The organism is Saltatorellus ferox (assembly GCA_007751475.1).
In the GTDB taxonomy this organism is placed as follows: Bacteria; Planctomycetota; UBA1135; order UBA1135.
On the sequence record CP036434.1, the window covers coordinates 2,017,380 to 2,039,018 of the forward strand.

Consider the following 21,639-nt stretch of genomic DNA (forward strand, 5'->3'; position numbering starts at 1 on the left):
AGCGAATCGGAGCAGCGACCCGTCGTGGAAAACAGTTGAAGTGAGTGAGAACTGAGTCAGGGCCCCCGCCCCCCCCTCTTTGAGTTTGGTGGGCCCTGCGCGAGAAGCGTCATCGGTAGACGGCCACGCGGTGTGCACGCGTGGCCGTCGCTTTTTTCGAGGACGACCTTCGCTGGATGCGTCTCACATGGGCCCTTGGCTGCGTCTCACATGGGCGCGAGCAGTCGCTTGACGCGTTGACGCATCGTGTGGCGCGCGCGCACAGCCGCCAGGCCGCGCGCGGCAATCGCCGCGGCTTCGTCCGGATGGGCGCGGTAGTGGGCGACCTTCTCCTCGAGCTCTTCGAGGGTTCGGTAGGACTCCAGCTCCGTGCCCACGTCGAACAGGTCGGCGAGTGCGTTCGAGTGCTCGGCGATCAGGAAACCACCGCAGGCGAGAACGTCGAAGACGCGGAGCTGCACGACATCCGGCTGGTAGATCCGGTTGACGTCCACGTTGATGCCGGCGCCGTTGTAGACGAGGGTGAGTTCGTGGCCGAAGGCCGCGGCGCCCATGTAGCGCATGCCCCGATTCTTCGACGCCACGCGCTTCCACTCCGCGTCACCCCAGACGTGAATGCCCTCGTCGGCGAGCGCCGACACGTAGGCGATTCGCTTCTGCGATGCGACGATCTCCGCGACCCACTTCTGGGGGTCGTCCGGCGTCCCGCTGCGCTGGGCGGCGCGCAGAAACTCTCCGAACGACTCTTCGACGAGCTTGTCGGTGATGTAGGTGGTGTAGTCGGACCGCTCCGCTGCCAGCACGGACTCGAGCCGCCGATCCGTCTCTTCGAAGGTCTCCGAGCCATTGCAGTCGAAGGAGGCGTGCAGCTGGAGGAACAGCCGCTTGAAGCGCCGCGCGCGCTCGATCAGGCTGGAGCCGACGAAGGTCACGGGCGAGGCGTAGCGCTCCTCTTCCGAGGGCTTGAGCCGCATGGGCCTGCGCTTCTCGACGTCGACGCCCACCGGCAAGTGCTGGACGTCGGTGAAGCCCGCAGCCCGCAGGGTCTCCACGTTCCCGTCGCGCAGCGTCAGCACGCGGATGTTCTTTGCGGACTTCGGCGGCACCGGCGTCCGGTCCGTCTTCGGGTCGACGTCCCAGACGACGAGGGGCACGCCGTAGTCCTGGCAGGCCTGCGCCACCTCTTGATCGAAGTTCACGGTGATCACGCGCTCCAGCTTGAGCTTGTCGAGGGCGTAGGTGGTCTCCGCTGCCTTCCAGCGCCGGATCTCCAGCGGGAAGACGGAGTAGCCTTCGCTCCGGAGCGACTCCGCGATGTCCGACACGACCACGCCGCCCATGCCGAGCCCGATCCAGCGACGGCCTTCGTTCGGGGCCACGCCGGTCACGCTCTCCGAGACGAGGCGCATTTCGTCCGCGTAGATGCCGCGGAAGGCCGGGTGCAGGACGACGCGGCACTGGTCCAGCTTCGGGAGGTAGTCGACGAGATCGGCGCCGATCGCCAGCGTCAGCCGGCCCGAGCGAAGGGACGCGCCGTAGTCCTGGCGGGTGAGCGCGAGACGCACCATGTAGGGGTCGCGATCCCAGACCGTGATCTTCGCCTTGGGGCGGGTGCGTAGCAAATGGGCCACCTGCTCACCGAGGCTGATCCCGAAGACGAACACGCTGTCGTCTTCGCGGACGTCCTGGACCTGTTCGTGGAGCTGACTCTGCTCGACGACGAACTCCCGAAGGACGTTCTGGTTGCGGTAGAGCGGTGGGTTCGGGCCTCCGATGATCACGTGGTTGCCGCGGTCGGCGCGAACGATCCGGCGGACGAGCTCCTCCGACTTCGCGGTGCCCAGGGGGGACGACAGGAGGGAGCAGAGGTTGTTCTCCAGCACGGGCTCCAGTCCTGAGTGACGGGAAGCGTCCCGGCTGCCCTCCGGGTTCGCGAGCATGGCGATGTGGCTCATGGCGAGAAGGGTAGTGAACGGTCCATGGGATGGCCACGGATCCCGCCGGGAAGCGGCGGGTCACGTGGCCCGTTCAGCCACGCAGATCGCCCGGAGGAGCCGCGGATGAGCCGCGGATGAGAAAGGGGCGCGGAAGCCGGCCCGAGCCAGCTTCCGCGCCCCGTCGACCACCCTGACCGTTCCAGCGAGGTCAGGGAGCGGTCCCGATCAATAGAACAGGATCTGGATCCCGTTCGTGAAGTTGGAGGTCACGGCCGGGTTCGCGTCACGGAACCACGCCTGCCAGCGGTAGGTGGAACCCGCGGCCGCCGAGGTGGACCCCGTCGGAGTGGGGATCGCGGCGAGGTTCAGCGCTAGCTGGAAGCTGCCGGTCGCCCCGGAGTTGAGAACCGTCGCGCTGTAGCGGCCGATGTTGCCGCCGAGGCAGAGGTTGCCCTGGCTGCCCACGGGGTTCGCGACGAACCCGGCCGTGGGGGAGGCGAGGAAGTAGCCGACCGTGTTCGTCGGGAGCTGAAGCGCCTGGACGGTCAGGTCGTTGTCGGATGCATCGTCCGAGCCCTGGGCCCTCATCGTGGCGGTCGAGCCGGACGAGTTCGGGTTGCTGTTGCAGTAAATGGTGCCGCAGGTCGCGGTCACGACGAACGGGCCGAAGTGGGCCGTGCCCGAGGCGTTGCCCGCCCGATCGATCGTGCGAACGTGCAGGTACCAGCTACCGGGCGAGTTCGTGCGGGACACGGTCGTCGACGTGGTGTTCACGCTCGTGTTGGGCGTCGTGCCAGGGCTCGTCGACCAGACGATGCTGTATCCGTCGATGCCGGAGTGCGCGTCGGAAGCTCCCGTGAAGCGAACCTGAGTGAGCTGTTCACAGCGGGCGACGCCCACCGGGTGACTCGTGCTCTGAATCGAGGTCGGCTCCAGCGGCGCCACGGTGTCGATGAAGTACGGACCTGCCGAGACGAAGTCATTGTCCCAGTTGTCGGCGCGGTCGACCGAACGGATGTTGAAGTAGCGTCCGCTCGTCGAGGTCGCGTACGCGCCGCTCGTGTAAGTGGTCGTCGCCCCGATGTCCAGGGTGGCGCCGGGGCTGCCCGCGCTCGTCGATTCGAAGATGCCGTAGCCCTGGATGCCGCTCAGGGAATCGCTGGCCGCCGTCCACGTCCAGGTGACCGTCGGATCGTTGGACCACTGGTTGACCGCGTGGCTCGGGGAGGTCAGGTTCGAGACCGCGCCGGGCATCGTGCCGTCGACCACGATGTTCACCGAGGCCGACTTGTTGATCATGTTGTCCGACCGTGCCTCGACCGAGAACACCTTGGTGCCTTCCGTCGAGTAGCTGACGCCCCAGGTGCCAGCGCGTGGGAAGAAGTCGATGATGTCGCCGAGGACGATGTCGCTCCCGCCGGAGATGCTGTCGGTCAGGTCGGTCACGGTGCCGTCGCCGAGAACGGTGCTGGAGGTCACGACCGTGGCGGCGGAGCCGCTGCGATCGAGGACGACCGCCGAGGCCACGTAGTCGTCGTTGTTCACCGTGGCGGTGACGTCGACCACGTCATTGGGCTGGATGTACTGGTCCGCAGCCGTCAGCGTCAGGGTCGCGTCCGGAGTCGTATCGTCGGCGACGTAGTACACCGTGACGCTCAGCTTCGTGAGCGACGTCGCGCCATCGGGGTAGACCTTCCAGCGCCAGGGCCCGGCGGCCGGGTTGTTGATCATCCGGATCTCGCAGTTGTCGACCGTGCTCTGCTGGGCCGTGTACTCACCGACGTTCCCGGCCGGGTCGATCGGATCGCGGTCGATGTAGAGGTCGTAGTCGTTCACCAGAGCGGCGGACGCGCCCGCAGAGGCGGGACCTTCGATACCGGCCATCACGACGATGATGCGGGTGGTTCCCGCGGGGACGGTGAAGTCGGCGAAGGTCGACTGGTTCCCGTTCAGCTCGAAGCCCCAGTTCGTATAGGTGTTGCCGCCGAAGGCAAGGTTGTTCTTGAACGAGTTCACCCGGCCAGCGCCGTAGGTGTCCAGGTGCGACGAAGAGGGCGTCGTCAGGGAGAGGTTGTCCTTCGTGGTGGCAGACGCCATCAGCAGCGACATCATGCGCTCGGGAGCGTAGCGGAAGGTGGCGCTGCGGTCCGCGAGGATGGCCGCCGTGGCCGTCACGTGGGGCGCGGCCATGGAGGTGCCCGAGTAGTTGGCGTAGCCTGTGTTGTTGTTGGCCAGGGCGCTTCGGATTTGTCGCCCGGGGGCGGTCACGTTCGGCTTCCAGCGGTTATCGGCCGTCGGGCCACGGCTGGAGCTCGTCCAGAGGGAGCCGGGGTCGCCGACGGTGGTCGAGATGTAGTCGATCACGTTGCCCACGGTGAAAACGTTCTTCGCCGAGGACTCGATTCCCAGGGTGCTGGCGCCGGGGCCGCTGTTGCCGGCGGACCAGACCCAGAGCTGATCCTGGTCGAAGACTGCGGAGTCAGCGGCGCGCGCGTTGAACTCGGTTCCCACCGGAACGCCGGCGATCGTGGAGCCCCAGGAGTTGTTGACGACGTGGGGCCTTGGGGTCGTCGCGCCAGCCCCATCGCTGTACGGGCTGTTGAACGTGCTCGCGATCGAATCGAGGCCGACGCTGCAGGGGTTCGGGAAGCGACGGTAGTTGAAGAGGCGGCTGTTGCCGCCCCACGACGCGAGCCCCGAGGCGTTGCCTTCCTGGTCGGCCTCCGCCACGCCGCGACCGAGGATGGTCCCGGTCACGTGGGTGCCGTGCCCGTTGCCGCTGTTGTCGATGTCGTCCCACGGGGACGACTCCGTCGTGCAGTTCCAGCCGACGCCGAAGATGGAGAGGTCGGCGTGGGAGATCTCGATCCCTGAGTCCACGACGCCGACGATAGCCGCCTGGTTGGTTCCGCCGTCCCAGTTATTGACGACGTGGTCCGTGGCGATCATCGCCCGCGACTCATCGTGCGGCACTGCGTTGAGCTGCGCCTCCGGCGTGGGCTCGATGAACTGGACGAAGTCGCGCGCGGCGATGCTCTCGATCTGCGCGCGATCGATCAGGACCTGGAAGGTGTCGAGGCGCGGCGAGTAGGAGATCACCTCGGCGCCAGCCTCTTCCAGGGCCGCCTGCATCCAGCCGTTCGACTGCCAGACCTGGGTGCGTCGATCCTCGGCCGACTCTCCCGCCGGAACGGGCCCTGTCGTGTCGACGCGACCGATGCGAGTGAAGGTCGACGCGTCGTTCATGTCCGACTCGAAGACCGAGACGTAGATTCGAACCTTCTCACCTGCGGGGGTCTTGTCGAGCTCCGCGTCCAGCGCCGGGTGCAGCTTCTGCTCGAGGCGAGCGGAGCCCACCCAGCGCACGAAGTCGAGCGTGGAGACGGCTCCGATGACGTCGACCGGCAAGGCCACGCGCATGGCGTAGTGGGGGTGAAAGCCAAGGACGCGGACGCCGAGTTCCTCGAGCTCGGATACGCGCTCCGGCGTGATGCGCTTGAAGAACATCACGAAGCCGTAGGTCACGGCCTCCGGGCGGGCGTCGGGCTGCCGAAGTGCCGCCGCCTGGATCATCAGGGGATCGAGGATCTCCGTCGCAGGCGGGTAGTGGGAAGCGCCTGCGAAGCCGAGGAAGTGGGGGTCACCGCTCGCTTCCTCCACGAGGACGTCGCCGGCGTCGGACGCTTCGTAGCGCGCCGGGATCGGGAGCGGAACGCGGTCGTCCAGCATCTCGTCCTGGATCAGGACCGGGAGGTCCGTGTCATCGACGGGGGTGGGGGGGGCTTCACGCTCCTCCCTCGGAGGATTGGCGGAGCGGTCGACGGCCGTGACGGGGGTCACGGAACGGGTGGCCTCGGAGGGGACCAGCTCTTGGGCGGCGAGGACCGACGTGAAGAGGGTGCTTCCGAGCGCCGTGACGGCGATGGGGTACAGCATGGGCAGGATAGCGGAGTGAGAGAAAGGGACGGGCGCAGCCCCCGGGGGAGGCGCTGCCACTCCCCTGACTGCTGCGCTGCTCGCGCCGCGACAGTCGCCTTGGGAAAAAATGTCTGAATCCCTCGTCGGCCGCCTCCAGCGACAGGAAGCCGGTATCTTTCTCTTCATGAGTCACACTGAACCGACGCGCCCTCTGGAAGGACCCCTCCGTCGCCATGGGCGCTCTGGATGGCTCGCGGCCGGACGTCCGGCCGCGGCCTGGGCCAAGGTGGCGGCCGTTCTGGCAGGTTGCGCCGCGCCTGCCGCCACGTCGGAAGAAGTGCCCGGCGGAAGCCGCTCCGAACGTGTCGATGGGAGCCGTCGCCCGGCCAGGAAACCCGGCTCCGAGGGGGCCGTCTCGCAGGGAGCCAGCTCGGAGGGGACGGGCGGCTTCCTCGAGGTCGAGTTCGATCAGGCGGCCGGCAAGGCGATCCTGGAGCTGCCGCAGGCCGACGAGGCCGGCGTTCACGCGACGTTCCTGCTACTCGCGGGGATCGAGACCGGGCTCGGCGCCAATGACGTGGGGCTCGACCGCGGCCAGATGGGTGGCGCGCGCCTCGTGCGCTTCCGGACCGTGGGCGGGCGCGTCCTGCTGGAGGAGCTGAACACGAAGTTCCGCGCAGAAGCCGGTTCGGACCTCGAGCGCTCCGCGGCCGCCCAGTCCTTCGCGACCTCCGTGCTCTTCGGCGCGAAACCGGAGCCGCGAGAAGGTGACGGCCCGCTTCGCATCGACCTGACCGGGCTGCTCATCCGCGACCTGCACGGCATCGCCTCGAAGCTCGGCAGCACGGGCCAAGGCAGCTATCGACTGGATGCCGACCGCTCGGGCCTCGACGTGGCGCGCTGCCGCTCGTTCCCCGAGAACCTCGAGTTCGCGTCGGTCCTGACCTTCACCAGCGACAAGCCCGGACGCCTCGCCCGCGCGACCGCACCCGAGGGCGCCGCGCTCACGTTCGTCCAGCGCGTCGGCTTCCTGAAGCTCCCCGACGACGGCTACGAGCGGCGGCTCTTCGATCCGCGCATGGGCGCGTTCTCCACGAACTACATCGACTACGGCGTCGCGCTGGACGAGCCGATCGAGCAGCGCCTCGCCATTCGTCATCGCATCGAGCGCGATCCCGACACCGGCGCTCCGACGCCGATCGTCTACTACGTCGACCGCGCCGCGCCCGAGCCGATCCGCACCGCGCTCGTCGAAGGCGCTTCATGGTGGGAGGAAGCGTTCCGTGACGCAGGCTACCCCGACGTCTTCCGCGTCGAGGTCGCGCCCGAAGGGCTCGATCCGATGGACGCTCGGTACAACGTGATCCAGTGGGTGCACCGTTCCACGCGAGGCTGGTCCTACGGGAACGCGATCGCGGATCCGCGCACCGGCGAGATCGTCAAGGGTCACGTCAGCCTCGGTTCGCTGCGCGTGCGTCAGGATCGGCTGCTCTTCGAGGGGCTCCTCGGCGTGGAGAAGACAGGCACGGGCGCTCCCGAGGACCCGATCGAACTCAGCCTCGCGCGCATCCGCCAGCTCAGCGCCCACGAGGTCGGCCATACGCTCGGCCTTTCGCACAACTTCGCCGCGAGCACGCAGGAGCGCGCGTCTGTGATGGACTATCCCGCGCCGCGCGTGGGGCTCGACGGCGAGGGCGGGATCGACGTTTCGGATGCCTACGCCGTTGGTCTTGGGGCTTGGGACAGGCACGCGATCGCGATGCTCTACGCGGAGATCTCGAAGGATCAGTCCGTGACGGCGTTCTACGAGCGTCGGGTTCGAGCGGCGCGCGAGCGCGGGCTGCGCTACCTGACGGACGAAGACGCGCGCTCGGACGGAGCGGCCCAGCCGCTCGCGAACCTGTGGGACGACGGCGCGGATCCGGTGGCGGCGCTGCTCGAATCGCTGAACGTGCGGCGCGTCGCGCTCGCGCGTTTCGGTCGCAGGAATCTTCGTTCCGGTCGCGCGCTCGCGGAGCTCGAGGAGGTCTTCGTTCCCGTCTACATGCACCACCGGTATCAGGTAGACGCGGCGCTGAAGGCCGTCGCGGGCATCGACTACTTCCACGGGATGAACCAGCCTGGCGCGCAGCCGGCGCTGCCGGTCGATCCCGAGGTGCAGAGCGCCGCGCTCGACGTGCTCATGCTGACGCTGGCGCCCGAGACGCTCGCGGTTCCGCGCGGCGTGGCCGAACTCTTCCTCCCGAGGCCGCCGGGCTTCGGCTCGTCCCGGGAGACGTTCGAGCGGCGCGCCGGCGCGGCCTTCGACTGGCTCGGCGCGGCCGAGGTGCTCGCGCGCGGGACCGTGCGCGGGCTTCTGAACGGCGAGCGACTCCTGCGCGCCGAGCTCCAGTCGGCCCGGTCGCCGCTGCACGCCTCGCTCGGCGCCGACGAGGTGGTTCGCCGACTCATGGGCGTGGCGGGGCTCGGCGACACCGTCGCGGAGGAGCGTCCGGAGGGCCAGGCGCTCCAGCTGCAGCGCATGGTCCAGGCCGTCGTACTCGAGGAAATGATGCGTACGTACGGCGCGGAGGGGACGGCCCGGCCCGTGGTCGAAGTACTCCGGAGTGCGCTCGAGACCGCCTCGACCTCTTCGGCGGTCGACGCCGGCAATAGCGACCTCCGTCACGAGATCCTGGCGCTCCTGGACCGCCCCGCCCGCCCCTGGGCCGAGGGGCCGAACTCCGCCGCGCCAGTAGCTCCTCCCGGGAGCCCGATCGGCACGCCTGGCGGCTATTTCTGCGGCTGCGGACAGCACGGCTCCTGGTGAACCGAAAGCGAACAGTGATCGGGAGACGGTCTGGGCTAAACTACCGCCCCGTATCCCATTGCTGTCCGAACCATGATCTTCACTGCGTCCCAGCTTGTCGCTCCGCTTCTCCTCTCGGCCGTCTGTCTGCCGATCCAGGAGGGAGCCACCGCCGTTCTCGAAGCGCCCGCCGCCTCCAACCTGCAGCGCGCGCTCGACACCATCTCGGCGGATGAGATCCGCTCGGACCTCTACTTCATCGCCTCCGACGCGATGATGGGGCGCGATAGCCCCTCGCCGCAGCTGAAGATTGCGGCCCGTTACATCCGCGGGCGGCTGATGCGGTTCGGCTTCGAGCCGGGCGCCCAGGAGGGCTCGTACTTCTACGAGTGGTCGTATCCCCAGCTCGGTCTGGACATGTCGAAGACCTACCTCAAGGTCGCGGGGCCGGGCGCCATGTCGATGGACCTGAAGATCGGCGAAGACTACTTCCTTTCCCAGCGTGCGTACGGCATGCGTACGGCGACCGGCCCGGCGGTCTGGGGAGGCACGTTCTCGAAGGGAGAGCTGGAGGGCATCGACCCCACGGGGAAGTGGATCCTGGGCGTCAACGACGAGGGGCTCTCCGGTCGACGTACCCGTGACCTGGAGGAGGGCGGCGCTCTTGGCGTCATCGTTCTGCCTGGCAAGAAGAACACGAAGCCCGTCGCCGAGGAATACGCCCGCGACACCGAGGTGATGTCCAGGACGAGTCTCAACCGCCGCGGCGGTGACGGTCGGGCCACATTTCCGATCGTCCACGTCTCGGAGAAAACGGCGAGGGCGCTCGTCGCGGCCCTGCCCGAAGACCTGGCGATCGGCGGAGCCACCGGGCTCAGCTTCGACGAGTCCTGTGGTCGAGGCAAGGTGGCGGACGCCGTCATGGAGAACGTCTGCGGGATCTGGCCCGGCTCGGACCCCGAGCTGAGAAAGGAGGTCATCATCCTCTCCGCCCACTACGACCACGTCGGCGCACAGGCTGACGGAGCGATCTTCAACGGCGCGGATGACAACGGTTCCGGGACCTGCGGCCTGCTCGCGATCGCCGAGGCGCTCAAGGAGTACGGTCCCATGCGTCGCACCATCATGCTGATGTGGGTGAGCGCGGAGGAGAAGGGGCTGCTCGGCTCCGAGGCGTGGTGCAAAGCTCCGTACCTGCCCGAGGGGCTGACGGCGCTCTGTAACATCAACATCGACATGATCGGGCGGAACGCAGGCAATGAGCTGCTGATCACGCCGACCAAGGACCACGAGGCGTACAGCGCGTTGACCCAGGTGGTCGAGGCCAACGCCGAATCGGAGGGCTTCACCAAGGTGGGCTCGGCAGACGCCTACTACGGCCGCTCGGATCAGTACAACTTCGAGAAGCACATGGGCCTGCCGGTCGCGTTCCTCTTCTGCGACGTCCACGAGGACTACCACAGGCCCACCGATACGCCGGACAAGATCAACTACGACAAGATGCGCCGCATCTGCCGGCTCGTCGTGAAGATGCTGGAGGCGCTCCAGATCGATCGTCCCAAGTTTTGATGGCAAGTTCGGTCGGGAAGCGCAGAAGATAGGCAGCCCTGGCCCGTAGCTCCCCCGCTGCGACGCCCGCCTGTCCATGAACTCTCCCGATACCACCTCGAAGGCCAGCGACAGCCTGGAGCCCCTTTACCACCGCGTGGTGAGGGGCTCCAGGCTGTCTCTGTGGGGTGAGACCACCGCGCGTGGAGTCCTCGGCTCAAGCTTGGCGTTCGCGGGGGCGCTCCTCGTGGGCCGCTCCATCCTCGGGCGGGATCTGATCGATTCCGGCTCGGCCTGGATCATGCTCGGCGCCAGCTGGCTGGTCGTGGGCGCGGCGGCCTGGTGGCACGCCGGGGAGGGCGCGATGACCCGGCGCGAGGCCGCGCTCTGGCTCGACCTGCGTTCGGACGCGAGCGGTCGCGTCGTGACGGCGAACGAGATCACGGAGGCGTCAGCCGCGCCGTGGCGGAGCGATGCGGAGTCCCGCGCCAGAGGCGTGATCGACGTCCCGCGCGCTCGGTGGTCGCGCACGGTTCTGGCAATGGCGCTCGGGGCTGCGGCCCTCTTCGCGACGCGCTACGTGCCGCTGCGCGCACTGGCCGGAGGCGGACAGGGCGCGATCACGGAGGTGCTCCAGGAGCGGCTGGCGGACGTAATGGAGAAGCTGGAGGTGCTCGACGAGGAGGTGGCCCTCGAGGAGGAGGAGCGCGCCGAGCTGGAGGCTTCCCTGGAGCGACTCGAAGAGGCCATCCAGGACGACCCGGACATCGAGGCGACGTACGAGGCGCTCGATCGGATGGAGGAGCAGCTCGCGGCGCGCGCCGAAGAGGCCCTCGCCGACGCGAAGGCCGCCCTCGAGTCCCTGGCCGAGCAGCAGCTCGATCCTTCGCGTGACGCCTCGGGTGATGCCGCACCTGGCGCTGCTTCCGACGTGCGATCCGAGGAGAGGCAGGCCGGCCTCCAGGCCATGGAGCAAGGCCTGTCGGACATGGCTCTGGCCGAGCTGTCGAGGCTCGCGGCCGGCGATCTCTCGGAGCTCTCGAAGGACGATCTCCAGAGGCTGAGCGCCGCGCTGGAGTCCGCGATGTCGGAGCCGCTCAGCGCCCTGGAGGATGCCGGTCTGCTCTCCAGCGCCCGCGTCGACTCCCTCCAGAATTCGCTGAAGGGCTCACCGTCGTCGTTCAAGCCCGCGGGCGAGCTGCGCGAACTCTCCGACGAACAGCTCGCCATGCTGGGGCTCTGCCCCGACTGTGGGCAGGAGCCATGCGATCGATGCGCGTCGTCTGGCGAGCCATGAAAGGGCTCCGGAGGCTCCCCCGGTGGGGGAGCCGCCCAGGCATCGGCCACGCCGGGGACCGGCGGCATCTCCCAGGGACGCGGCGACGCGGAACTCGGGATCGGCGCGCCGTCGGATCCGTTCGCACAGGAGGCGTTCCAGTCCCGGCGCCTGACGCCCGCCGAGTACGCCACGCTCGACCGTTCCACGCTGATCGGTGTCGGCGTCGCCGTGCCCATTCCTTCCGGTTCCGCGGGCGAGGCTGCAGGCGGCAGCGCGCCCGCCACGACCTCGGCTGGCTCCTCCGCCTGGAAGCGCCGCATCGACCCTCGCCACCGCCGCGCCGTCTCGAAGTTCTTCGACCGCTGATCCGCATGACGCCCCAGACCCCGCCCGCTTCGTCTTCCCCGGAAGGAGCGCTCCTGCCACCGTCCGTGATCCAGCCCGCCCAGGCGCGCGCGCAGTCGCTGGTCGACGGACTCGATGCCGTGATCTTCGGTCAGCCCGACCTCACGCGCATGGTGGTCGTCGCCGTGCTCGCGCGAGGCAACGTGCTGCTCGAAGGGCTGCCGGGGCTCGGCAAGACCGAACTCGTGAAGGCCCTCGCGCATCTTCTGGGGCTCGACTTCAAGCGCCTGCAGTTCACGCCCGATCTGCTCCCCGGGGACGTGACCGGTGGGCACATGCTGGAGGAGACCGAGCGGGGCCGCACCATGGTCTTCCACCCCGGCCCCGTGTTCACGAACGTTCTCCTCGCCGACGAGATCAACCGCGCCTCCCCGAAGACGCAGTCGGCGCTCCTGGAGGCCATGCAGGAGCGCCGCGTGACCGTGCTCGGCGAGACGCGCAATCTGCCGCAGCCGTTCGTCGTGCTCGCGACCCAGAACCCGATCGAGCTGGAGGGCACCTATCCGCTGCCGGAAGCCCAGCTCGATCGCTTCCTCTTCAAGCTCGACGTCCAGCACGCGGGGCGCGAGACGCTCGAGCGGATCGTGACCGAGCGCCGCGGCGGCCGCGCGCCCGAGCCGAAGGCGGTGCTCGACGCGGAGTCGCTCGGGGAACTCTTCGGCGTGGTCGACGGCGTGTTCCTGCCGGCGGCCGTGGCGTCGTGGCTGGCGCGGATCTGCGCGGCCACGCATCCCACGAGCCCGGACGCGCCGGAGGCGGTCAAGCAGTACGTGCGCTTCGGCGCGTCCCCGCGGGCGGCGATTTCGATCGCGGAGAGCGCGCGCGCCCATGCGCTTCTCGGAGGCAAGCCGAACGTGGGCTTCGACGACGTGCGCGCGGTGGCGGCCCATGCGCTCGGGCACAGGCTCGCGCTGGATTACAAGGCGCGCCTCGACGGCAAGACGGGCCGCGACATGGCGAACGCGGTGCTCGGCGCCGTGCCGGAGATGGAGCGTGGACGTGGGTAGCCCGCGGTCATGGGGGAGAGCCCTCACGTGGCTCGTGAGCACGCTGCTCCTGGCGTCCGTGGCGAGCGCCTTCGCTCTCCGCCCGCAGCTGGGAACGACGTACCACGTGGGAGATCTACGGGTGACGGCGGAGTCGTTCGTCCCCACCGAGGTGCGCCGCGGGTTCGCTCCCGTGCGATTCCGGGTGTCGAACGACGGTTTCGCGCGCGAGTCGCTGGACGTCTCCATCAAGACCTCCTGGAGCAACAGGATGGCGCGGAGTGAGCAGTCCTTCGCCCTGGCACTGGAGCCCGGGACCACGCGCACGCTGGAGCGCCTTCTCCCGATCGGTCGCTCCGACGGTCGCACCAGCTTCTACTTGACTCTGCTGAGCGGCGGGGATCGCCACACCCTGGTCCTGCCCATCGCGGAGGACTCCGCGCAGTTCACGGGTCGCGTGATCGGCTTCCTCGGAAGAAGCAAGCTCTCCGATGTCCGTCTGGCAACGCTCCGTTCCGTCCTGCCGCTGGATGACGGCATGGAGATCCGCGGCGTGTTCCAGGATCCCACGGGCGGAAGTCGTCGTTCGGGTTCCAGCGATCAGGCGGCGGCGCTCTTCTCGCTGGCCCTGGAGGAGATGCCCACCCTCACCGCGGGCTGGTCGTCCGTGGACACGGTGTTCGTGGACGTGGACGGTGAGTTCCGTCGGGATCCGCGCTGGACGAGGCTTCTGGAATGGACGCGCCAGGGCGGCCAGCTGGTGCTCGTCGGGAATGACCTGGATCGACGCCTCGGGGCGATCGAGGGGCTCGCGGGCATGATGTCTCCGAAGCTCGCGCTGGAGCCCGATGACATGGCCCGTGCGATCGCGGCGGACCTTGCGGCGGAGGTCTCCGTGTTCCGGGCGGGATTCGGCTTGCTCGCGAGGCTCGAGGTGAAGGACGGCGCACTCCCGTTCCTTCAGGAGTCGGACGGACCCTCGCCGGAGCACCGCCCGTTCACAGGGGCGCTCAAGATCCTCGATCGGGCCCTGCCCGAGGCCGGCACGCTGCCCTACTCGGAGAATCCCGAGTCGCGGTACTACGCCTCGATCCTAGACCTCGCGGACCGGGCGCGCTTCCGGACGTGGGCCGTGCCGTTTCCCGACGAGACCCTTCCGATCCGGCCCGTGCTCGGCATCCTCACGATCTTCGCGCTGCTGGTCGGTCCGGGCAGCGTGATCTACTCCAGAAAGAAGAAGCGGCCGGGCCTCCTGCTCTTCATGGTTCCCGCCCTTTCGGCTTTCACGACCGCTCTCATCGTTGCCTTCGGGCTCCTGCGCCAGGGTTTCGGGACGGAGGGCTTTGCTCACTCGCTGACCATCGTGGATCAGATGCAGGACCAGGCGACCGCGATGCTGCGCCGCGAACTCGTTCTCGGCAGGGGAGGGCAGACCCTGCAGCCGCTGCCGAGCACGACGCTGTTCGTGCCCGACCGCGGCGAGGAAGGTCGCACGCGGGTCGTGGAGATGGACGGGAACCAGCTGGTCCTCTCCGGTGATTTCCTGCCGGTGCGGGAGCGGACGCAGCACGTCTCGATCTCGGCCGACACGACGCGGGCGCGGCTGGAATGGACGCCGCCCGACGGGAACACCATGACGGTGACCAATGCGCTCGGAGTGGACCTCGAAGGACTCCAGGTGCGGGCTCCGGACGGTGCGATCTATGGGACGGCGACCGGCGTGCCCCTCGGCGCCACGGCGACCCTTTCGCGGGAGTCGAAGGCGACGATCGAGAAGCGATTCCAGGACGCCCGCGACGACCCCATCTTCGAGGCGGCTCTGCTGCCCCGCTGCGGCTACCTCGCGGTCGCCGCGAAGATGGGGCCGGGCGTCGACGAATGCTCGGTCGAGATGACGGAGCTGCACGGCGTCCATGGCATCGTGGGGCTGATGGATCCGGACCCGGAAAGGTGGCGCCCATGACCAGCGCACTGGAGATCCGAGGGATCACCAAGCAGTTCGGCCCGACGAAGGCGGTCGACAGCGTGTCGTTCTCCCTGGAGCCCGGCGAGATCTGCGGCTTCATCGGCCCGAACGGCGCCGGCAAGACGACGACGATGCGGATCATCTCGACGCTGGAGCTGCCCGATAGCGGAGACGTCTTCGTCGATGGCGTTTCGGTGCTGGCGGCGGCCCGCGAGGTCCGTTCGCGCCTGGGCTTCATGCCCGATTCCTACGGGGCGTACGGCGCCACCACGGTCACGGAGTACCTCGACTTCTTCGCGCGGGCCCATGGACTTCGGGGTCGAGTGCGCTCGCAGACCCTCGCGAGCGTGATGGACTTCACCTCGCTCCATCCCCTGGCCGGCAAGCACATCGACGCGCTCTCCAAGGGCATGAAACAGCGGCTCTGTCTCGCGAAGACCCTGCTCAACGATCCGAAGCTGCTGATCCTCGACGAGCCAGCGGCCGGCCTGGACCCGCGCGCGCGCGTGGAGCTTCGGGAACTCGTCAGCGCGCTGGGCGATACCGGCAAGGCGGTGCTGCTCTCCTCGCACATCCTCACCGAACTCGCCGAAGTCTGCGATTCGGTGGCGGTGATCGAAGCCGGTCGGCTCCAGGCCAAGGGGCGCGTGGATGAGATGATGCGGGCGACCCGGGCCCAGGCGGAGGTGACCTGCCGCGTCCTGAGTGACCCGGCGGCAGGCCTTCGTGCCATCGCCGAGATGCCCCACGTGCTCGGCGCACGCCTCCAGGGCGAGGCGATCGTCTTCGCCTTCGCGGGCAGCGACGCCGATCGCGCGAGTCTCCTGGCGGAACTCGTGCGTCGGGGCGTTCAGCCGGTCGACTTCGCCGCCCGCGTGACGAACCTCGAGGACGTGTTCCTCTCCGTGACCAAGGGGACGCTGCAATGACGAACTCTGCTTCCATCGAGTCCTTGCCAGGCTCCGACGCCCACGGGGAGCGCCCGCACGGGATCTTCGAGCGCCTCGGGGACTGGCTCAATCCCGTGCTGGTGAAGGAGGTGCGGCAGGCCCAGCGCGGTCGGGTCTTCACGGTGGCCCTCGTGGCGACCGTTCTGATCACGCTGCTCTCCTGCGTCATCATGGCGCTGGATCTGAGCGACTCGAACACCCAGCCCGGGCGCAGCTTCTTCACGGTGGTCTACGTCTTCGTCTGCGGCGCGATGATGCTGGTCGTGCCGTTCCAGGCGTTCAGCTCCATGGGCTCCGAGTGGGACGATCACACCTACGAGATGCTGGTGCTTTCGAACCTGAAGCCGAGGCAGATCGTGATGGGCAAGCTGCTGGCTGCCGTCGTGCAGTCGGCGCTGCTCCTCGCGGTCTTCCTGCCGTTCCTGGCCACGGCGTTTCTCCTGCGGGGCGTGGACATGCTCGTCCTGGGGGTGGTGCTGGCGCTGACCGCCTATGCCAGCGTCTGGCTCTCGACGTTCTCCATCATGCTGTCGGCGGTGACCCGGAATCGCCTGCTTCGAGTGCTGCTCATGGTGATGCTGGGTGGCGGGCTCGCGTCCCTGGTCTCAGGGGCCGCCGCGCTGGCCCAGGAGTTCATCAATCGTCCCGATCAGATGGCGGACACCGAGTTCTGGATTGCGCTGCCCCAGATCCTCGTGGTCTTCACCCTGCTAGGGGTGCTGGCCTTCGTGATCACCTGCAACCTGCTCGCCCACGAGGAGGAGAATCGATCCAGCAACGTCCGAATCCTGGGCTCGGTCGCCATATTCGCCTTGCTGGCCCTCGTCGCCCTGAACGTCGGGCTGGCGACGGTCGGGCTGCCGCGGGAAGGGGTCTTCGGTTTCTCCGTCGTCGGCATCTTCGCGCTGACCGCGGTCTCCGTATTTCTATGCAGCGAGCCGGAACGGCTCGGGCGGCGGGTTGGGCCCACGGTGCCAAGGAGGCCGTGGCTCGCGTTCCTCACGCTGCCGTGGTACCCAGGGGGAGGACGTGGCGCTGCGTATCTGCTGCTCCACCTCGCCGTCCTCGTGGCCGGCGGCTTCGCGATCGCGCTCTTCGCCGAACCGCCGTCGTATGCGCGGACCCCAGCGAGTTCCAGCCTCAACAGCGAGGGAGGGGCGGTGCTGCTGCTGTCGGCGGTGTACGCGGTCCTTTACACGCTCGTGCCAATCGGGATCCTCGCCATGTTCACGCGCAACACGAGTGGGGGCCGTAAGTTCATGCGAACGATCGCCTTCTTCAGCCCGTTTCTCTATGTGCTGGTGCCGGCCATCTTCGGGCTCGTCGTGGGGAGCTACGAACTGAGGAGCACTCGCCATGTCGGCAATCCGGTGCGGACGATGGCCGGTAGCGTGAGCGCCTTCGAAGACCATCGGGACGGCGTCTTCTTCATCCTCTTGCCGCTGGCGCTCTTCGGCATCGTCTTGGCGCTTCCCAAGATCCTGCGCGCCGTCCGGGAGACCGCGACCGCGCGCCAGGCAGTGCCCGTCGAACGTTCCGACCGGTGAGCGAATTCGTGTCGCCTTCGGAAGCCGCGCTCCGCGAGGGAGCGCGCTGGACCCTCAGTCTCCATCACGCGCCCCGCGGCGGCGTGACGGGCGACCTGCTCGGCCGAGGCAGCGGGTCGTCGATGGAGTTCCACGACAGGCGACCGTATTCACCGGGTGACGATGTACGCCACATCGACTGGCGTGCGCTGGCGAGGAGCGACGAGGTCCTCGTGCGCGTGCACCGGGAGGAGGTCGCGCCGCGGCTCGATCTTTTCGTCGATACCTCTTCGTCGATGGCGACGACCGAATCGAAGGCCCAGCGCGCCGTCGATCTGGTGGCCGTGCTGGCCCGGGCAGCCCGGGCCGGCGGCTACGCCGTTCGGCTCGTGGGCCTCGGTGATCGCGTCGAGCGGATCTCGGTCGAGGAGCTCCTGGGGGAAGGGCTCCGCTTTGCCTCGAAACGTCCCCTGCACGACCTCGTGGCCGAGGCGGGTGGGGATGCGCGTCCCAGTTCGGTGCGCGTCGTCGTCTCGGACTTCCTGGTGCCAGCGGACCCGGGCCGCCTCGTCCAACCCTTCGCGCGTGACGCCGGTCGCGTCGTCTTGCTTCAGGTCCTGTCGAAGGACGACGCCGAACCCGAGGCCCACGGAGCCCTGCGCCTCGTGGACTCGGAGCACGGGGGGATCCGCGAGGTGGTCGTGGATCGCTCGACGCTCAGGCGCTACGCCGAGCGCCTGGCGCGGCTCCAGAGCGGCCTCGCGGAGGCCGTACGGCGTCACGGGGGCCTGTTCCTTCCGGCTCGATCCGACCTCGAGCTTTCCGGCGCGCTGGAGTCACTCGCCCGCGGCGGCCTCCTCGATTGCTGAAATCACGCCGCTGATGCAAGCTAGACAGGCCACGACCGTCCACCCCTGACATCCCGAATCGATGATCTTCAGCGCTGCTCTCTTCGCCGCCTCGCTCTTACCTCAGATCGGTGCGACTCGCCCGCTGGCCCCGCGGCCCGATCGCAGCGCCCAGGGGATCGCGCCGCCCGCGTTCGAGCATCGCGTCGTGGTGGTGCAGAACTGGGACGCCGAACTGCGGGTGACCTTGACGGAGCAGGTCGGCACGGGGGCGAACCTGTTCCTGCGTCGCGGGGCGCCGGCGACGCTGACCGAGTGGGACGCTCGCTCCGCGACCCCGGGGACATCGAACGAGTCCGTCGTGCTGACGGAGGCCTCGGCTCAGCCGCTGCAGTCCGGCACCTGGTACGTCAGCATCTACCGCCCCGGCAACACGGTGTTCGGGCTCGACATCCAGAAGAGCCCGCTGCCCTCCGCGCGCCCCGGCGTCGGCGCGACCCCCTATAGTGGGGGCACCACGTTCCGGGTGTGGGCGCCGAACGCGAACTCCGTCCACGTCGCGGGAACGTTCAACGGCTGGTCGTCGACGACGGCGCCGCTCGCCAGTGAGGGCGCGGGTCACTGGTCCCTCGACATCCGAAACGTCGCCGCGGGGGCGCGCTATCAGTACGTGATCGGTGCAGGCACGACGACGCAGTGGCGCGCTGATCCGCGCTCGCTCTCCGTCGTGAACAGCGCGAGCGATTCGATCGTCGTCGATCACGGGGCGTTCGACTGGGGGACGGGTACGTTCCAGATGCCCGCCTGGAACGACCTCGTGATGTACGAGATGCACGTCGGCACGTTCAACGACGCCGCGGGTGGAGCCCCCGGGACGTTCAGCTCCGCGGTGCAGCGTCTCGATCATCTCCAGGCGCTCGGCATCAACATGATCGCGCTCATGCCGGTGAACGAGTTCCCGGGGGACTACTCCTGGGGCTACAACCCCGCGCATCCATTTGCGCCCGAAACCGCCTACGGAAGCGTGAGCGCGCTGAAGACCTTCGTTCGCGAGGCGCACGCGCGAGGCATGGCCGTCACCCTCGACGTGCTCTACAACCACCTCGGGCCGAACGACATCCCGCACTGGCAGTTCGACGGGTCCTGGCCCGGCTACTCGGGCGGCATCTACTTCTACGACGACACGCGGGCCCAGACACCCTGGGGCAACACGCGCCCGAACTACGATCGCGCCGAGGTTCGCGCGCTGATCCGCGACAACGCGCTGATGTGGCTCGAGGACTACCGGATGGACGGCTTGCGCTTCGACGCGACGGCCTACATTCGCACGGGGCCGACCGGCGACCTGCCGTCTGGCTGGTCGCTGATGCAGTGGGTCAACAACGAGATCGACGTCAGCCAGCCCTGGAAGTACATCGTTGCCGAGGACCTGCGGAACAACGACTACATCACGCGTGACACGGGCATCGGCGGCGCGGGGTTCGACGGCCAGTGGGATGCTCAGTTCGTCCATCCGATCCGCGCGGCCGTCGTGAACCCCTCCGACGCAGGGCGTGACATGTGGTCCGTGCGCGACGCGATCACGGCGCGCTACAACACAGACGCCTTCGAGCGGGTCATCTACTCGGAGTCCCATGACGAGGTCGCCAACGGCCGCTCGCGCGTCCCGGAGGAGATCTGGCCAGGGAACGCCGCGAGCTGGTACTCGAAGAAGCGCTCGACGCTGGCGGCGGCGCTCGTGATGACGTCGCCCGGCGTGCCGATGCTGTTCCAGGGCCAGGAGATCCTGGAGGACGAGTACTTCCGCGATACCGATCCAGTGGACTGGACGAAGCTCGCGCAGTTCGCGGGCATCCGTGATCTCTACGCGGATCTGATCGCCCTGCGGCGCAACGTCGGCGGCACGACGGCCGGTCTCAAGGGCCAGAACGTCCGCGTTCATCACGTCAACGACGGTGCGAAGGTCATCGCCTTCCATCGCTGGGACCAGGGCGGCGCTGGGGACGACGTCATCGTTCTCGCGAACTTCTCCAACACGACCTTCCCGAGCTATCGGATCGGCGTGCCGCGCCCCGGTCTCTGGCGCCTGCGCTTCAACAGCGATGCCAGCGTCTACGACCCGGGGTACTCGAACCATCCCTCGACGGATGTGACCGCCTCGGCGATTCCCTACGACGGCATGGCGTACAGCATCGATCTGACGATCGCGCCCTACACCGCTCTCGTTCTCTCCCAGTGATCCCCTTTCTTCTTCCGCCCATCGTTTCATGAAGTCATCTGCCTGCACGGGCGCGTTGGGCGCCCTTCTTCTCTTCGGGTCCCTGGCCGTGGGAGCTGCCCCGAGCGCATCGGCCCAGGTCTTGCCCGTCTGCTCCGAGACCTTCGAGTACCCCTACCCGGGCCAGCTTCACCTCCAGAACGGCGCCCAGGGCTGGCTCAACGAGTGGTTCATCGTTCAGGGCGCGGGGGACATCTCGCTGTTCGATTCGTCGGTCGCGCCCGCGTTCCCGCTGGACGACGGCGTGGGCGTCTATGCGGGCCAGGTCGTTCCCTACGGTGAGGCCTACCGCAAGCCCGACGTCTTCGCGCACCCGGACATCGACGCCGGTGGCGTCTTCGGGCTGGAGAACACGACGATCTGGATCTCGTTCAGCGCGCAGCTCTACACCGGGAGCACGGACCACTACGGTGGCGTGTCGCTGATCCTCCAGGGAGTCGGAGAGGTGCTGTTCATCGGTTCGCCCTGGCAATCGAACGGCTGGGGCATCGACGATGGAGGGCCGACCGGCCCGCCCCCTGTGCTGATCCCGGGAACGAGTGACTCCCAGGCGGCGCGCATCGTCACGCGCATCGACTTCACCGTCGGGATGGAGCGGCTTCGCATGTACATCGACCCGGCGACGGACTATCCGACGGGTCCCGCAGATCTCGATGAGATGATCCAGGACATGATCTGGGACGAGATCCGGCTGTCGTCCGGCGGAAACAATGGAGAGGGGTACTACTTCGACAATCTCGTGATCGCGAAGGGTGATCCCACCGGCAGTCTGGGCACCAGCTACTGTGGTCCAGCCGTGCCGAACTCGACGACGAACTCCGCGGAGATCGGCGCGTTCGGAAGCGCCTCGGTCGTCCAGAACGGGCTGACGATCGGCGCCACGAGCCTTCCGCCGCTCGCCTTTGGATTCCTCATCACGAGCCGCGCCCAGGGTTTTGCCGTCAACCCAGGTGGCAGCCAGGGGAACCTTTGTCTCTCGGGTGCGATCGGCCGTTACGTCGGGCCGGGGCAGATCCAGAACAGCGGATCCGCTGGCGCGTTCTCGCTCCTCCTCGACCTGACGCAGGTGCCGCAGCCCAACGGGTTCGTTTCGGTGCTTCCGGGGGACGTGTGGAACTTCCAGTGCTGGTTCCGCGACTCGGTCGGTGGTTCGGCGGTCTCGAACTTCACGGACGGGGTCTCGGTGACCTTCACCAACTGAGCCTCGCTT

Annotated in this window: 13 protein-coding genes; 11 read left to right on the forward strand and 2 right to left on the reverse strand. The window is 68.2% G+C overall.

What is annotated here, in order from left to right; translation table 11 throughout:
• Positions 1–206 precede the first annotated feature (206 nt).
• Together Poly30_RS07320 and Poly30_RS07325 are read right to left on the reverse strand one after the other, a co-directional pair.
• Entirely contained in the window at positions 207–1,955 is a 1,749-nt protein-coding gene (locus Poly30_RS07320; RefSeq protein WP_145195788.1) for a glycosyltransferase family protein, read from the reverse strand.
• Between the two features lie 207 nt (positions 1,956–2,162).
• Positions 2,163–5,873 carry a S8 family serine peptidase gene (locus Poly30_RS07325; protein WP_419191081.1) on the reverse strand — a complete coding sequence of 1,237 codons (3,711 nt, stop codon included), beginning with the start codon at positions 5,871–5,873 and terminating at the stop codon, positions 2,163–2,165.
• A 166-nt stretch (positions 5,874–6,039) separates the two neighbouring features.
• Here Poly30_RS07325 and Poly30_RS07330 point away from each other — a divergent pair, with 166 nt between their 5' ends.
• From Poly30_RS07330 to Poly30_RS07375, 11 genes are all read left to right on the forward strand, one after another.
• Positions 6,040–8,664 carry a zinc-dependent metalloprotease gene (locus tag Poly30_RS07330; protein ID WP_419191082.1) on the forward strand — a complete coding sequence of 875 codons (2,625 nt, stop codon included), beginning with the start codon at positions 6,040–6,042 and terminating at the stop codon, positions 8,662–8,664.
• A 72-nt stretch (positions 8,665–8,736) separates the two neighbouring features.
• Entirely contained in the window at positions 8,737–10,212 is a 1,476-nt protein-coding gene (locus tag Poly30_RS07335; protein ID WP_145195794.1) for a M28 family metallopeptidase, read from the forward strand.
• 76 nt (positions 10,213–10,288) lie between these two features.
• On the forward strand, positions 10,289–11,488 hold the full coding sequence (locus Poly30_RS07340; RefSeq protein ID WP_145195796.1) for a hypothetical protein: 1,200 nt from the start codon (positions 10,289–10,291) through the stop codon (positions 11,486–11,488).
• 210 nt (positions 11,489–11,698) lie between these two features.
• Positions 11,699–11,836, forward strand: coding sequence for a hypothetical protein (locus tag Poly30_RS28235; protein ID WP_419191083.1), 138 nt, complete (start codon positions 11,699–11,701; stop codon positions 11,834–11,836).
• A gap of 5 nt (positions 11,837–11,841) precedes the next feature.
• Positions 11,842–12,882: an AAA family ATPase gene (locus Poly30_RS07345; RefSeq protein WP_145195798.1), complete on the forward strand. Its 1,041-nt coding sequence runs from the start codon at positions 11,842–11,844 to the stop codon at positions 12,880–12,882.
• A gap of 34 nt (positions 12,883–12,916) precedes the next feature.
• Positions 12,917–14,824, forward strand: a complete 1,908-nt coding sequence (locus Poly30_RS07350) for a hypothetical protein (RefSeq protein ID WP_145195800.1) — start codon at positions 12,917–12,919, stop codon at positions 14,822–14,824.
• Entirely contained in the window at positions 14,821–15,756 is a 936-nt protein-coding gene (locus Poly30_RS07355; RefSeq protein WP_145195802.1) for an ABC transporter ATP-binding protein, read from the forward strand. The genes Poly30_RS07350 and Poly30_RS07355 overlap by 4 nt, the downstream gene beginning before the upstream one ends.
• A complete protein-coding gene (locus Poly30_RS07360; protein ID WP_145195804.1) occupies positions 15,753–17,324 on the forward strand; it encodes an ABC transporter permease in 1,572 nt (523 codons plus the stop codon). The genes Poly30_RS07355 and Poly30_RS07360 overlap by 4 nt, the downstream gene beginning before the upstream one ends.
• Positions 17,321–18,172 (forward strand): DUF58 domain-containing protein, encoded by an 852-nt coding sequence (locus Poly30_RS07365; RefSeq protein ID WP_145195806.1) that lies wholly within the window; start codon positions 17,321–17,323, stop codon positions 18,170–18,172. Before Poly30_RS07360 ends, Poly30_RS07365 begins: the two co-directional genes overlap by 4 nt.
• Before the next feature lie 61 nt (positions 18,173–18,233).
• Positions 18,234–20,390 carry an alpha-amylase family glycosyl hydrolase gene (locus tag Poly30_RS07370; protein WP_145195808.1) on the forward strand — a complete coding sequence of 719 codons (2,157 nt, stop codon included), beginning with the start codon at positions 18,234–18,236 and terminating at the stop codon, positions 20,388–20,390.
• Between the two features lie 28 nt (positions 20,391–20,418).
• Positions 20,419–21,630: a hypothetical protein gene (locus Poly30_RS07375; RefSeq protein WP_145195810.1), complete on the forward strand. Its 1,212-nt coding sequence runs from the start codon at positions 20,419–20,421 to the stop codon at positions 21,628–21,630.
• Positions 21,631–21,639 lie beyond the last annotated feature (9 nt).

Coding starts and splice junctions, on each gene's coding strand:
- Poly30_RS07330 (WP_419191082.1), top strand. CDS start 6,040: ATGAGTCACACTGAACCGACGCGCCCTCTGGAAGGACCCCTCCGTCGC.
- Poly30_RS07340 (WP_145195796.1), top strand. CDS start 10,289: ATGAACTCTCCCGATACCACCTCGAAGGCCAGCGACAGCCTGGAGCCC.
- Poly30_RS07320 (WP_145195788.1), bottom strand. CDS start 1,955: ATGAGCCACATCGCCATGCTCGCGAACCCGGAGGGCAGCCGGGACGCT.
- Poly30_RS07335 (WP_145195794.1), top strand. CDS start 8,737: ATGATCTTCACTGCGTCCCAGCTTGTCGCTCCGCTTCTCCTCTCGGCC.
- Poly30_RS07375 (WP_145195810.1), top strand. CDS start 20,419: ATGAAGTCATCTGCCTGCACGGGCGCGTTGGGCGCCCTTCTTCTCTTC.
- Poly30_RS07360 (WP_145195804.1), top strand. CDS start 15,753: ATGACGAACTCTGCTTCCATCGAGTCCTTGCCAGGCTCCGACGCCCAC.
- Poly30_RS07370 (WP_145195808.1), top strand. CDS start 18,234: ATGATCTTCAGCGCTGCTCTCTTCGCCGCCTCGCTCTTACCTCAGATC.
- Poly30_RS07325 (WP_419191081.1), bottom strand. CDS start 5,873: ATGCTGTACCCCATCGCCGTCACGGCGCTCGGAAGCACCCTCTTCACG.
- Poly30_RS07345 (WP_145195798.1), top strand. CDS start 11,842: ATGACGCCCCAGACCCCGCCCGCTTCGTCTTCCCCGGAAGGAGCGCTC.
- Poly30_RS07355 (WP_145195802.1), top strand. CDS start 14,821: ATGACCAGCGCACTGGAGATCCGAGGGATCACCAAGCAGTTCGGCCCG.